This window comes from Arthrobacter sp. HMWF013, from assembly GCF_003061105.1.
In the GTDB taxonomy this organism is placed as follows: Bacteria; Actinomycetota; Actinomycetes; order Actinomycetales; family Micrococcaceae; genus Arthrobacter.
The window spans coordinates 1-12752 of sequence record NZ_QAIQ01000567.1 but is presented as its reverse complement, the minus strand read 5'-3'; the positions used below and the strand labels follow the sequence as shown (position 1 = coordinate 12752).

Annotated in this window: 14 protein-coding genes; 8 read left to right on the top strand and 6 right to left on the bottom strand. The window is 64.9% G+C overall.

Features of this window, described 5'->3' with window-relative positions:
- Positions 1–596: uracil-DNA glycosylase (locus DBR22_RS19385; protein ID WP_181365253.1), on the bottom strand; the 596-nt coding region annotated here is incomplete at its 3' end.
- A gap of 182 nt (positions 597–778) precedes the next feature.
- Between DBR22_RS19385 and DBR22_RS19380 the strand changes: the two genes are divergently transcribed.
- The 5 genes from DBR22_RS19380 (at position 779) to groL (ending at position 5365) form a co-directional block, all read left to right on the top strand.
- Positions 779–1108 carry a DUF3263 domain-containing protein gene (locus DBR22_RS19380; protein WP_108600343.1) on the top strand — a complete coding sequence of 110 codons (330 nt, stop codon included), beginning with the start codon at positions 779–781 and terminating at the stop codon, positions 1106–1108.
- A 51-nt stretch (positions 1109–1159) separates the two neighbouring features.
- Entirely contained in the window at positions 1160–1792 is a 633-nt protein-coding gene (locus tag DBR22_RS19375; protein ID WP_108600342.1) for a LytR C-terminal domain-containing protein, read from the top strand.
- Between the two features lie 166 nt (positions 1793–1958).
- On the top strand, positions 1959–2165 hold the full coding sequence (locus DBR22_RS19370) for a cold-shock protein (protein ID WP_108600346.1): 207 nt from the start codon (positions 1959–1961) through the stop codon (positions 2163–2165).
- The gene (locus tag DBR22_RS19365; RefSeq protein ID WP_108600341.1) at positions 2162–3445 is read left to right on the top strand and encodes an ABC transporter substrate-binding protein; all 1284 of its coding nucleotides are present in this window, start codon (positions 2162–2164) and stop codon (positions 3443–3445) included. Before DBR22_RS19370 ends, DBR22_RS19365 begins: the two co-directional genes overlap by 4 nt.
- Positions 3446–3736: 291 nt before the next feature.
- Positions 3737–5365, top strand: a complete 1629-nt coding sequence (groL, locus tag DBR22_RS19360; protein WP_108600340.1) for a chaperonin GroEL — start codon at positions 3737–3739, stop codon at positions 5363–5365.
- A gap of 103 nt (positions 5366–5468) precedes the next feature.
- On the opposite strand, the gene DBR22_RS19355 is transcribed toward groL, so the two are convergent.
- The gene (locus DBR22_RS19355) at positions 5469–6791 is read right to left on the bottom strand and encodes an ABC transporter substrate-binding protein (protein WP_108600339.1); all 1323 of its coding nucleotides are present in this window, start codon (positions 6789–6791) and stop codon (positions 5469–5471) included.
- Positions 6792–7021: 230 nt separating this feature from the next.
- Between DBR22_RS19355 and DBR22_RS19350 the strand changes: the two genes are divergently transcribed.
- Entirely contained in the window at positions 7022–8098 is a 1077-nt protein-coding gene (locus DBR22_RS19350) for a ribonuclease HI family protein (protein ID WP_108600345.1), read from the top strand.
- Between the two features lie 33 nt (positions 8099–8131).
- On the opposite strand, the gene DBR22_RS19345 is transcribed toward DBR22_RS19350, so the two are convergent.
- The 4 genes from DBR22_RS19345 to DBR22_RS19330 form a co-directional block, all read right to left on the bottom strand.
- Positions 8132–8419, bottom strand: coding sequence for a WXG100 family type VII secretion target (locus DBR22_RS19345; protein ID WP_108600338.1), 288 nt, complete (start codon positions 8417–8419; stop codon positions 8132–8134).
- Between the two features lie 109 nt (positions 8420–8528).
- Positions 8529–10070 (bottom strand): sensor histidine kinase, encoded by a 1542-nt coding sequence (locus tag DBR22_RS19340; RefSeq protein WP_181365252.1) that lies wholly within the window; start codon positions 10068–10070, stop codon positions 8529–8531.
- Between the two features lie 2 nt (positions 10071–10072).
- Positions 10073–10783: a response regulator transcription factor gene (locus DBR22_RS19335; RefSeq protein WP_108600337.1), complete on the bottom strand. Its 711-nt coding sequence runs from the start codon at positions 10781–10783 to the stop codon at positions 10073–10075.
- 76 nt (positions 10784–10859) lie between these two features.
- Positions 10860–11360 carry a DUF427 domain-containing protein gene (locus DBR22_RS19330; RefSeq protein WP_108600336.1) on the bottom strand — a complete coding sequence of 167 codons (501 nt, stop codon included), beginning with the start codon at positions 11358–11360 and terminating at the stop codon, positions 10860–10862.
- A 198-nt stretch (positions 11361–11558) separates the two neighbouring features.
- Between DBR22_RS19330 and DBR22_RS19325 the strand changes: the two genes are divergently transcribed.
- Positions 11559–11816, top strand: coding sequence for a hypothetical protein (locus DBR22_RS19325; protein WP_108600335.1), 258 nt, complete (start codon positions 11559–11561; stop codon positions 11814–11816).
- A 5-nt stretch (positions 11817–11821) separates the two neighbouring features.
- Positions 11822–12691 carry an FHA domain-containing protein gene (locus DBR22_RS19320; protein WP_108600334.1) on the top strand — a complete coding sequence of 290 codons (870 nt, stop codon included), beginning with the start codon at positions 11822–11824 and terminating at the stop codon, positions 12689–12691.
- Positions 12692–12752: the final 61 nt, after the last annotated feature.

Genomic DNA, 12752 nt, shown 5'->3' with positions numbered 1-12752 from the left:
TCCTTGCCCCACAGCACCGCAACAAGCGGGGCCCGGACGCCGTCGGGGGTGCGCCGGGTGGCAACGGCGGTAACTGCCGCCGTTGTGATGGCTTCCCAACCCTTGCCCCGGTGGGATCCTGCGCTGCCTGCGCGTACGCTCATGACGCGGTTCAGCAAAAGCACCCCCTGGTCTGCCCAGGCGGACAGATCGCCGTGGACGCGGGCGGGGATGCCGAGATCGGCCTCCAACTCGCGGTAGATGTTCGCCAGGCTCCGCGGAATGGGCCGGGTCCTGGCATCAACAGCGAACGACAGCCCGACGGCGTGGCCCGGCGTCGGGTAGGGATCCTGGCCTACCACCAGGACCTTCACGCCGGCCAGCGGCTGCCGGAAGGCACGCAGGACGTTCGACGGCGAGGGGAGCACTTGGTGGCCGGCGGCAACTTCCGTTGCCAGGAAGGCGAGAACGCTGCGCAGTTGAGGCTCAACGTCAGCCAGCGCCGCCGCCCAGTCCTCAGCCATCAGCTCGCGCAAAGGCAGTCCGGCCATCTCAGCGAAGTCCAGGGTGTCCGCCGGGTCCGTCTCCAGCTCAAACAAAGCGTCAGATTCAAACACGCTCCCATTCTCGCAGGGAAGCGGGCCCCGTTTTTCGGATTATTGGGAAGGCGGTGGCATTGCCGGCGCGTTGAGGGGGGCAAGGATTGGCCAGAAAACCGGAGCCGGGGGAAATGACAAGCGTGTTATTCGCGCCGTAACATGGGGTGGGATTTCCAACTTATCCAGCGAAGGGGTGTGACGTGGCGGAACCTGCTCGGGAGCACGTGCCGGAGCCGGCAGAGCTGACCTCACAGCTTGCCGATTTTACGCCGCGTGACTCACAGCTCAGCGGGCGCGACCAGCAGATGCTTGCCCTGGAACGCCAGTGGTGGAAGTACGCGGGCGCAAAGGAACAGGCCATCAGGGAGCTGTTCGATCTGTCCGCGACGCACTACTACCAGCTGTTGAACGCCCTGATCGATACCGAGGCTGCGCTGGCCCACGACCCCATGCTGGTCAAGAGACTGCGTAGACTACGTACGTCGCGTCAGCGGGCACGCACAGCACGCCGCCTGGGTTCCGACGCCTGACCACGTCTGTGCTGAGCCATCAGCAGCAATCAACAAGGATGTCTCACCACCATGACCAAATACGCTCGGGATGAATTCGACAAGGTCCCGGAGACCGCTTCGCGCCAAGGTGTCCACCGTGCGGCCTCGGCGCCCGCCCGGCGCAAGCTGTGGCCCGTCCTGGCAGTCGGTGCAGTGGCGTTGGCCATCGGCCTGGTTGCTTTTCTGATCCTTCCCAAACTCGGTTTCACGCAGGCCGGAAGCCAGGCGTCCACGAGCGTCGAAACCACTGCGACCCCGGATTCAAGCGCAGCTCCGTTGGCCACCACCGGAGCGACGCCCAGCGCCCAGCCCACGGCAAGCTCGGAGTCCGCGATGGCCAAGGCTGAGCCGAGCACTGCACCCAGCGCAACGCCGTCGGCCGCTCTCCTGGACAAAACACAGGGTATTGCGATCTATAACGCCGCCGGAACGGCAGGGCTCGCTGGACGCATCAGCTCGCTGGTCCAGGCCGACGGTTGGACGCTTGGGCAGGTGGGCAACTGGGGTGGAGCGCCGCAGCAGACCTCGGCGGTTTACTATTCAGGTCCGGCGCAGAAGGCGAACGCAGATGCTGTTTCTGCCTTGCTGAGCATTCCCACAGTTGTCCAAAGCCCTGATTTCCAGGTGCCGCTGGTAGTGGTCCTCGGACCCGATTACCGCTAGTGCCGCCTGCACAACAGGTGGGCTCCCATAACTATTGGGCTCCGGCCGGGCCGGGTGCCTCGGCCTTCGGGGGAGCTTGTCGCTAGAGTGATTTCAGGCCTTGGTCCGTCACAAGCGGCACACAGCGAGGTGGGCCGGCGGCACGACCGAAAGAGTGGAAATCATCATGGCATTGGGAACCGTTAAGTGGTTCAACGCGGAAAAAGGCTATGGCTTTATTACCGTGGACGGCTCCGGCGACGACGTTTTTGTCCACTGGTCCGCCATCGAGGGCGAGGGGTACCGCGCACTCGATGAGGGGCAGCGCGTTGAGCTTGAAATCGGCGAAGGCGAGAAAGGCCCCCAGGCAGAAAGCGTCCGGCCCGCGGAGTGAAGCCGGCCAAATTCAGTTCGACTTTCCGTGTAGCCGCCCTTCGTGCCGTGGCCGGAAGCGCCGCCCTCCTGGCGCTGGCTGGCTGCTCCGGAGCGCCAGGCAATGCCCGGCTGGAATCCGCCGAAGCGTCAGGTGATGGCACCCTGCGCATCGGGCTGATTCTGGACAGCACGGGGGACCAGGCGTTCCTCAATGATTCCCAGTTCGCCGCTGCGACGCTGGCCGTGCAGGAAATCAACGCCGCGGGCGGTCACAAAGGCAGGCCGGTGGAGTTCCTTCCCAGGCCGGCAGGCACTGACCCGGCTGCACAGGCGGGGGAGCTGGTAGCTGCCAAAGCTGACGTGGTGATCGGACCCACTGATTCCAGCCATGCCGCCGCCGCCATCGATGTGCTCTCCCGGGCGCGGGTGACCCTGATTTCACCGGCAAACTCAGCTGCCGGCCTGACCGGCTACAAGAGCGGCGGCTACTACTTCCGGACTGCGGCGGCGGACGTTGCCCAGGCTTCCGTGCTGGTGAAGCTCGCCAAGGACGGCGGCGCAAAGAGGCTGGCTGTGGTCCACCAGGACAGCGCCTACGGCAAGGACGTCGCGGCTGCGGTAGCAAGCGCTGCAAAAGACGCCGGCCTGGACACCGTGGCCACGGCCGGATTCAAACCCGGCGATGCCCGGAAGGCGGCCGCGGAGGCCCAGGGGGCCACACCCGATTCCGTGGTGCTGATTGCCAGGGACGGCGCCCAGGGCGCCATCGCCGAGCTCAACAATGTGGGGCTTTCCGGCGGAAAAATCGTCCTCAGCGAGGGCGCGTTCGCCCAGTATGGGTCCGGGCTGGGCTCCAAAGCCCTCGACGGCGCCCGGGCCGTGGTGCCCGGCGTCCTTCCCTCAGCCGGCTTCCAGGCGCGGTTGGTGGCAGTCAACCCGGGGTTGAAGGACCTGTCCTTCGCAGCGGAGACGTTCGACGCCGTGAACCTGGCGGTCCTGGCGGCAGCCGCTGGGCAGGACGATGCCGGGCGCTCCATCGCGGCCAACCTGATCGCCGTGTCCGGGGGAGCGGCAGGCGGCCAGGCCACCGCCCAGTCCGGCAAGCCGTGCCTGTCCTTCGCGGAGTGCAACGGCATTCTGAAGACCGGTGCCGGGATCAATTACGACGGCGAATCGGGGCCGGTTGCCTTCGACGCCAACGGTGACATCACCACCGCCAACTTCATGGTGTTCACCTATGCCGCAGACAACAGGGCCTTGCTCAGCGGCCGTGAGGCGGCCGGCCGGGCAGCCGGGTGATCGCCCGCGGCGAAACCGCCCGCCCGCAGAGTGAATAACCGGGCCGTTCGCTTGCACTCTCACCTGTGGAGTGCTAATTATTGAGTTAGCACTCTTACGTACCGACTGCTAAAGCATCGTCCGTTTTATCCCGGAAACGACGCTTTGCGAAGGTCGTGGAGCGAAAGAAATACCAAGCTGGAGTGAGATCCCCAGCCGCGGCATACAGAGGCCGCCGGTTATGGATCGTCCGTCGCGGGCACTGCAGTGCGGTTCATTCTTAACGACTGTCCCGAAAGGACTACTGCCGTTATGGCCAAGATCATTGCATTTGATGAAGAGGCACGCCGCGGTCTTGAGCGGGGCCTGAACATCCTCGCCGACGCCGTCAAGGTCACCCTCGGCCCGCGTGGACGCAACGTCGTCCTCGAAAAGAAGTGGGGCGCCCCCACGATCACCAACGATGGTGTTTCCATCGCCAAGGAGATCGAGCTGGACGATCCTTACGAAAAGATCGGCGCAGAGCTGGTCAAGGAAGTTGCCAAGAAGACGGACGACGTCGCCGGCGACGGCACCACCACCGCCACCGTGCTGGCCCAGGCCCTCGTCAAGGAAGGCCTGCGCAACGTTGCGGCCGGCGCTGACCCGCTGTCCCTCAAGCGCGGCATCGAGAAGGCTGTAGAAGCCGTCACGGTTGAACTGCTGGCCTCCGCCAAGGAAATCGAAACCAAGGAAGAGATCGCGGCCACGGCTTCCATCTCCGCCGGTGACGACGAAATCGGCGCGCTGATTGCCGAAGCCCTGGACAAGGTGGGCAAGGAAGGCGTCATCACCGTCGAGGAGTCCAACACCTTCGGCCTGGAGCTTGAGCTCACCGAGGGCATGCGCTTCGACAAGGGTTACATCTCCGCTTACTTCGTCACCGACGCTGAGCGCCAGGAAACGGTCCTTGAGGATCCGTACATCCTGATCGTCAACTCCAAGATCTCCAACGTCAAGGAACTGGTTGCTGTCCTGGAGAAGGTCATGCAGTCCTCCAAGCCGCTGCTGATCATTGCCGAGGACATCGAGGGCGAGGCCCTGGCCACCCTGATCGTCAACAAGATCCGTGGCACCTTCAAGTCCGTTGCCGTCAAGGCTCCGGGCTTCGGCGACCGCCGCAAGGCCCAGCTGGCCGACATCGCTGTCCTCACCGGTGGCCAGGTCATCGCCGAGGAAGTCGGACTCAAGCTGGAGACCGCCGGACTCGAACTCCTGGGCCGCGCCCGCAAGGTTGTTGTCACCAAGGACGAGACCACCATCGTTGAAGGTGCCGGCGACGCCGACCAGATCGCCGGCCGCGTTTCCCAGATCCGTGCCGAGATCGAAAACTCCGATTCGGACTACGACCGCGAGAAGCTGCAGGAACGCCTGGCCAAGCTGGCCGGCGGCGTTGCAGTCATCAAGGCCGGTGCCGCAACCGAGGTTGAGCTGAAGGAACGCAAGCACCGCATTGAGGACGCTGTCCGCAACGCAAAGGCTGCTGTTGAAGAGGGCATCGTCGCCGGTGGCGGCGTTGCACTGATCCAGGCCGGCGCCAAGGCGTTCGCCAACCTGAACCTCACGGGTGACGAAGCAACCGGTGCGAACATCGTCCGCGTTGCCATTGACGCTCCGCTGAAGCAGATCGCCTTCAACGCAGGCCTTGAGCCCGGCGTTGTGGTGGACAAGGTCCGCGGCCTGCCTGCGGGTCACGGCCTGAACGCAGCAACCGGCGAGTATGTCGACCTGCTGGCTGCCGGCATCAACGATCCCGTCAAGGTGACCCGCTCTGCCCTGCAGAACGCGGCTTCCATTGCCGGTCTCTTCCTCACCACCGAGGCCGTCGTGGCCGACAAGCCGGAGAAGAACGCTCCGGCCATGGGTGGCGGCGACGAGATGGGCGGCATGGGCGGCTTCTAGTCCCCATCTGCCGGAATCTTTCCGCACAGAAACGCGGCCCCCTCAGTGAGGGGGCCGCGTTTTTGCGTTTGAAGGTTTTGTCCGGTCGGGAAGCAGGCCTGCTCTACTTGCGGGCAGTGGCGAGCATTCCCTCGACCTCTTTCTTGAAGGCCTCCGCTGCAGCCTGGGGCGTGAGGCGGTCATAAAGCACCTCGTCGGTGAAGCGCTTGATCACGTTCTGAACGCTTCCGGCCCCTACCGGCGGAACCGGCGGTGCGTCAGCGATGTCCGGGGCGATGTCCTTGAGGAACGCGACCACGGTGGTGTCCGCCGGCTTGAGGTCAGGGGTGATTTTCTCAACGATTTCCGGGTTGCTGGGCACCCCGCGGTCTGTCATGAGGATGGTGCCCGCTGCCGGGCTGTTGGCAAGGTAATTGATGAACGTGGCGGCCGCCTCCGGGTGCTTGGACCGAGAGGACGCCGACCAGAACATCGTGGGCTTGTAATACATTCCGTTCTCCGAGGACTGTCCATCAACGCTTGGGGCGCGGAGCATCTTGATGCCGCTCCCGGTGGTGGTTTCCAGCGAGCCGAGCTGGTTGGTCCACCACCACGCCATGCCTACGCGGTTGGTGCCGAACAGGCTTTCCTCAAGGCCCGCTCCCGAATCCTCCGTAGCTACCGTGGCCGGCGGGCTCGCCTTGGAATCACGCTGTTCCTTCAGGCGCTCCCAGAACGAGGCGGCTGTTGCGGTGTCGAAGCCAAGGGTGCCGTCCTGCGAGTACAGGTTCTCGCCGTGCTGCCGCAGCCAGATGATGAGGTCGGCCTCGTTGCTGCCGTAGGCCGCACCGTAGTTCTTGCCATCCCCGGCCGCACTGAGTTTGCTCGCCGTTGCCATGAAGTCGTCCCAGGTCCAGGTGGTGTCGTCTGGTACAGGGACGTTGGCCGCTTCAAAGACCTTGGTGTTTGCCATGATGACGTAGGCGTTCTTCCCGGTGCTCAGACCGTACTGGGCGCCGTCGTACTGGCCCGAAGCCAGGGATTCCTTGTCCAGCTTGGTGGTGTCGATCCCGCTCTGCTTGGAAAGGTCCAGCAGCGCTCCGCGTCCGCCGTACTCGGCAATGTATTTCTGGTCCATCTGAATGACGTCGGGAGCGTCGTTGGCAGCAGTTTTCGTCGCAAGCTTGTCCCAGTAGCTGGCCCATTCGCCGGGTTCGGACTCGATTTTGATGTTGGGGTGCTCGGCCTCGAACGCGGAGATGACTTTTTCGGTCTGCGCGTTCAGGTACTCGTTTCCCCACCAGGCGAACCGCAAGGTGACTTCTTTATTGCTGTCAGACCCCGTGGACGCTCCGCATCCTGTAGCGAGCAGCGATACGGCCACTGCAACGGCGCTGAGCTGGAACCTTCGCCGGCTGAATTTCCGCTGATCTGTCTTAATCGTCATTGATCTGCCTTTCCTCGTCCTCGTGGAGCAACACTCCAGGTATTCCGCTGAGGCGCCATCGCCCTGGGGAAGTCTGCTGCTGAGAAAGCGGTTTCTCATCACGGTTGATTCTGCAGGATGTCGGCATTCCGCGTCAAGAGCTTCGGTAAGCGTTTTCCCGACGGCCGTGCCGGCCGTGCGGAGATTCCTGCATGGCGGTGTTGTGGCGGGCCGTCTGGCAGGATGGTTCAGTGACGATTACTGCGGCGGCCGATGGTTCGGCATTAGGCAATCCGGGACCTGCTGGCTGGGCCTGGTACGTGAATGATGACTGCTGGCGGGCAGGCGGCTGGCCGCACGGCACCAACAACCAGGGCGAACTGATGGCCGTCCTCGATCTCTTCCGTGCCACCGCCCACGTTCCGGGTGAAGACCTGCGGGTCCTGTGCGACAGCCAGTACGTGATCAACTCCATCACCAAATGGATGCCAGGGTGGAAGCGTAAGGGATGGCGGAAGGCGGACGGTAAACCCGTCCTGAACGTAGAGCTCCTGAAGGAGCTGGACCGGGAACTCGCAGGCCGGAAGTACACCTTCGAGTGGGTCAAGGGCCACGCCGGCCATCACCTCAACGAGGCAGCTGATGAGCGCGCGCGTGCAGCTGCCACTGCGTACCAGCAAGGGGTTGCGGCCCGTTCCGGTCCCGGCTTTGCAGGTGCTCCGTCCGCAGAAGCCCCTGCTGCCCCAGCCCCGGCCGCAGCAACAGGTGCTCCGGCAGCAGCAGCTCCGGCACAGGCAGGCTCGGTTGCGAGCCCCGTCAAAGCCCCGTCGACCAAAGCCCCGGCAGCCCACGTTCCGGCGGCCAGGATTCCTGCGGCCGCGAATGGCCGAACCGGGTCTTTCCGTCCTGAGAGCTACGAGGAGCCGGACCTTTTCAGCGAACTGGAAAGCGAATCCTTTGGCGCTCCCCAGGCCAATGGTGCAGGGCCTGGCCCCGAAGAAACCGCTGAGGCACTCGAACGCGAGCTGTCAGGCCCGGACGTCCGCGGCGACATCGGCCGCACGGGAGGCCTTCTCCACCCCGACTTCATGGAGATCGGGGCCTCCGGCAGGGTCTGGACCCGCGATGCGAAGATGATGGCCCTGGAGGAAGACCCCGGACACCAGGCGGAACTGGAAATCCTGGGCGCGGACCGTATCGGCACCGGCGCGGTCCTGCTGACGTACCGAAGCTACTCGCGCTCGGGCACGACCCTCCGCAGTTCACTGTGGGTCCTCGACGGCACCAGGTGGCGGCTCCGGTTCCACCAGGAGACGCCCGAAGCCTAGCAGCGCCGCCCTGACCGGTCGCGGGGCCCCAGCTCAGCTGAAGCGCTGGGTGTTTCCCTGCTCGGCCTGGGCATAGCTGGCGGCCGCCGAAGCCAGGGCCATGTTGATGGACGCCAGCGAGGCCTCAACCTTGCCTTGGGTCAGGGTCCATTCAGTGACCAGGGCCTGGAAGTTGTTGGCCGCGGAGCCGCGCCAGGTGGCCTGGAGTTCGTCGAGGCCACGTTTCATGGTGTGCACATCGGCGCTGATCCGGTCCACAGTTGCCCTGACGTTGGCTGACTTGAGCTCGAGCAGCTCGGTATCGACGGAAATGATGCTCATGACAGGTGCCTCTCGACGTAGTGGGACAGCATCCGCTGCCCGGCCCGGCTGCTCCGGACCACTTCAACGAGCCTACGGAAGGGCCGCACAGGCCTGCCACGCTCAGTTCCTATATGTGGACAACCCTGCCGTCACTGGCCCCGCCGGTGCCTGCGTCGCCGTCGCCCGCAGCGTCGTCGCTTTCACCGGGGTCGCTCGCATAACCATGGGCGTCATCCGCGGGAGCCTCGTCCCGGATGGGCAGGCTGACCACCAGGGTGGCGCCGCCGCCGTCGGTCTGTTCCACCCGGACGGAACCGCCGTGCGAGCCGACGATTGCCGCTACGATCGCGAGACCCAGGCCGCTGCCACCGGTTTCACGGGTCCGTGAAGTGTCCGCCCGGTAAAAGCGTTCGAAGACCTTTACTGCGTCCGCATCTGAGATGCCGGGGCCGTGGTCCCGGACCTCAACGACGGACAGTTGCCGCCCGCCGTCGGACGTCCGGACACCAACCGCAAGTTCGATCGGGCTCCCCTCAGGCGTATAGCGCAAGGCGTTCCCCACCAGGTTTCCCACCACCTGGCGCAGCTTCGCTTCGTCGCCCAGCACGGGCGCCGGGGCCGCCGGGCCGCCGTCGAGCCCTATGAGGGAAATGGGACGCGTGCGGTCGCTGGCCTGGGTGTCCACCAGCGCATCATGTGCAATCAACTGCAGGTCAACCGGCTTCTGCTGCAGCGGGCGCTGTTCGTCCAAACGCGCGAGCAGCAGGAGGTCCTCCACCATGGACCCCATCCGTTTGGCTTCGCTTTCGATCCGGCCCATTGCCGTGGCCACGTCCTCGTCGGTGGTCAGCGCGCCGTGTCGGTACAGCTCGGAGAATCCCCGGATGGTCACCAGCGGCGTCCGGAGTTCGTGGGAGGCGTCGGCGGCAAACCGGCGCATCCTGCCCTCGGAGGCGGTCCGGGCAGCAAAAGCGGTCTCGATGTGCGCCAGCATGGCATTGAGGGAACTGCCGAGCCGGCCCAGCTCCGTGCCGGGATTATCAACATCCACACGCCGGGAGAGGTCCCCGGCGGCGATGGCGGCGGCGGTCTTCTCCACCCTGGCAAGCGGCCGGAAAGCCCGCGAGACCGTCCAGCTGGCAATCAGGGACGCCAGCAGGAGCGTGATCAGGCCAACCCCGCAGACCACCAGTGTGGCGTGCTGAAGGACATCGTCCACACTCTGCAGGGGCAATCCGATCACCACGACGGCGGGACGGTTGTTGCTGAGCACCGTCACGGCCACCACGCGCCAGTTCTGGCCGTCTGTGCCCCGGACCTGGTACGGGCGTGCCTCACGCTGTTGCGCTTCCTCAACCGAGATGGTGCTGATGTCCGGGTGGTCGTCCGGGTCGCCGCCGAACAACTGCGGATTCTCGCCGGGCGTGAAAAGTATCAGGGAGTAGTCCGTGAGGACCATCGGGTTGGGTGCCGTCAGCGGCGTGAAGGAGCGTTGTTTGTCCGCGAGGTCGACGGCGGCGTTGAGCTTGTCGTCCACCTGGCCCTGAAGATAGCTGTGCAGCAGGGTCAACGTGCCCGCGCCGGTTACCGTCAGCGCAACGATCAGCAGGGCCATGATCATGGCCACCAGCTGGGACCTCAGGGAGGCCGATTTCCACCGCTGCAGCAAGGTCAGCGCTTCTCTGCCGTCCGGAGCACGTAGCCCACGCCGCGCTTTGTCTGGATCAGGGCGGGGGCATCCGGATCGATGTCCACCTTGCGCCGGAGGTAGGAGATGTAGGACTCCACAATCGAGGCGTCGCCGTTGAAGTTATACTCCCACACGTGGTCCAGGATCTGGGACTTGGACAGCACACGGTTGGGGTTCAGCATGAGGTAGCGGAGCAGCTTGAATTCGGTCGGCGACAGCTCGATCACCACGCCGCCGCGGCGTACTTCGTGGGCGTCGTCGTCGAGCTCCAGGTCATCCACGCGGATGACGGCGTCGTCATCGAGCAAGGGCTGGGTACGGCGCAGGACCGCACGGATGCGGGCCACTACCTCGTCCAGGCTGAAAGGCTTGGTGACGTAGTCATCCCCGCCCACGGTGAGGCCTGTGACCTTGTCCTCGGTGTCGTCCTTGGCCGTCAGGAACAGGACCGGGAAGTGTTTGCCGGAGGCGCGGAGCTTGCGGGTGACCGTAAACCCGTCCATGTCCGGCAGCATCACGTCAAGCACCGCCAGGTCGGGTGCGTGGAGCTCGGCTGCGGCCAGCGCGTCACGGCCGTTCGCGGCAGATACCACCTCGAAGCCGGCGAAGCGCAGGGACGTTGACAACAGCTCGCGGATGTTCGGTTCGTCATCAACAACCAGCAGCTTGGCTTCGGGCCCGGTCTTCTTCATGCTCCCATCATGCTCCCGGAGTCTGTGAGTTTTCTGAACGTTCACTGTACTTTCGGCGGGAGGGCGGGTGGATCCCTCACCAGCCCAGTGTGCCCGGCTCACCCTTGAACGGCCCCACCACCCTGTCAGTGACCCAACCGCCGTAGAAGCCCCCTGCCTGGGGCCGCACACTTTCGCCGTCCACCTCGCAGCGGTCCACCCGGCCCGGATACACGGCCACTCTGTCAGCCAGGATCTCAAACCCTGCCGTCGGCCTCGGATAGAACCAGGCCGCTTCCCCGGCAACTGTTCCCCCGGCGCGGATGCTGAGGTAGCTCGCCGTGCCCTTGAACTCGCAGAAACTGCTTCCCGCAGCCGGTTCCAGCACGCCCGGACGGAAGGCTGAGCGGGGCAGGTAGTAGACCGGCGGATGGCTCGTTTCGAGGACGCGGACCGAGTCATTGGTGTCCACGATCAGTTCACCACCCAGGAAGATCCGGACCCTTTCCTTGCTGGCCTCCACACGGGGCGGCCGCGGGTATTCCCACACCGATTCCTGGCCGGGAAGGGGGATGACGGGAGTGGGGTTCTGGCGCATTCCTCCAGTGTGCGGGACCACCGGGCTTTCTGCACGCACGACGCCGGGAACGCATTGTGGGTGCAGAACGTTCAGGTCCCTTTGGGTTCCGCAGCGCCCGCAGCGGGAATACAGTGAGGCTACGGGCCTTCCGGGGCCTTCGTTTCCCGCAACAAACCAGTGACTCACAGCTACTGCCTACTAAGGGGAATTACCGTAATGCCTGATTTCAACACCTCCGAAAACACCGCCACCAGCGAGCGCAGCATCCGGGACTGGGCCGATCTGGCCGAGGAAATGTGGTCCTATCTCACCGGCAAGGGCGCTGCCATCAACTACCAGTTCGTTGACATGACAGTTGAGGTGCCGCGTGACATCGGCCCCGATGCCCCCCGCGCCACGTGGAAGCTCAACGGGAGCCTGCGGGTGACCACCAGCGACAACGACGCTGCCGGTTCAGACCAGAACCGCGCCTGACCGCCGTGCCCGGATACCGGCTGGACCTTGATCTGGATTTCTCCTATACGGACGAATCCGGAACCGTCACCCGCGGCAGCGCCCGGGCGGCGGGAACAGCGGTCACCATCACCGTGGACGGCTTGGATGCAGTCCTCGGGGGATCCATGCCATCCCTGGAAGAGATCCGGCCATTGGCCAAGGCGCTCGCCGACCAGGGACTGAGTGTCACCATCGATGGGCCGGATGGAAGCATCGTCAGCCTCGGGGCCGTCAACAGCCCGGCGTCCCAGCGGCTGGTCACCCGATCACCACACATCAGGCTGGGAAAGCTCGGCGCCCTGGTCCCCTTGATGAGGCCGGGCCGCCGTCCATCCCGGGCCTTCTCGCTGCTGCCTCCCGAGACCCCGCTGCCTCTGATGCCCACGGTTAAGCGGAAAATCACCCGGCGTGTCACCACCACGCACCACACACGTGGCAGCGGCCGGCCACGACTGATTTTTGTCCAGGACGCCGCACAGTGGGACGGCCAGACCCCGCGGGAGGTGACCCTGGACCGGGAGACCTTCAGCATCGGGGCTGATCCCGGCTCGTCCCTGCAGCTCGCCGGCCTGGAGCCGCTGCACGCGGAGATCAGGCATGACGAGAACGATGAGTACATTCTGGTACCGCATGGTGAGGTCAGCGGCAGTGTCAGCCGGACCGGTCCTTCCGTGCTCCGGACGGGTGCCAGGATCCAGCTGGGCCAGTGGCGGCTGGCCTACTTCCGGGAAGAGTTTGCTGACCACGGCAGGCCGTTCGGCGGCCGCAGCGGCGGCGAACTGGCCTACCAGCGGCCCCAGTTTGATCCGCGGACCGGCACGACGGAACGGGATGGCTCGCAGGGTATTACCTGAACGGCGGGGCTAACCCGGCAGTCCCACGTCCTTGGCGTCCATGATGCGGTAGGCATACCCC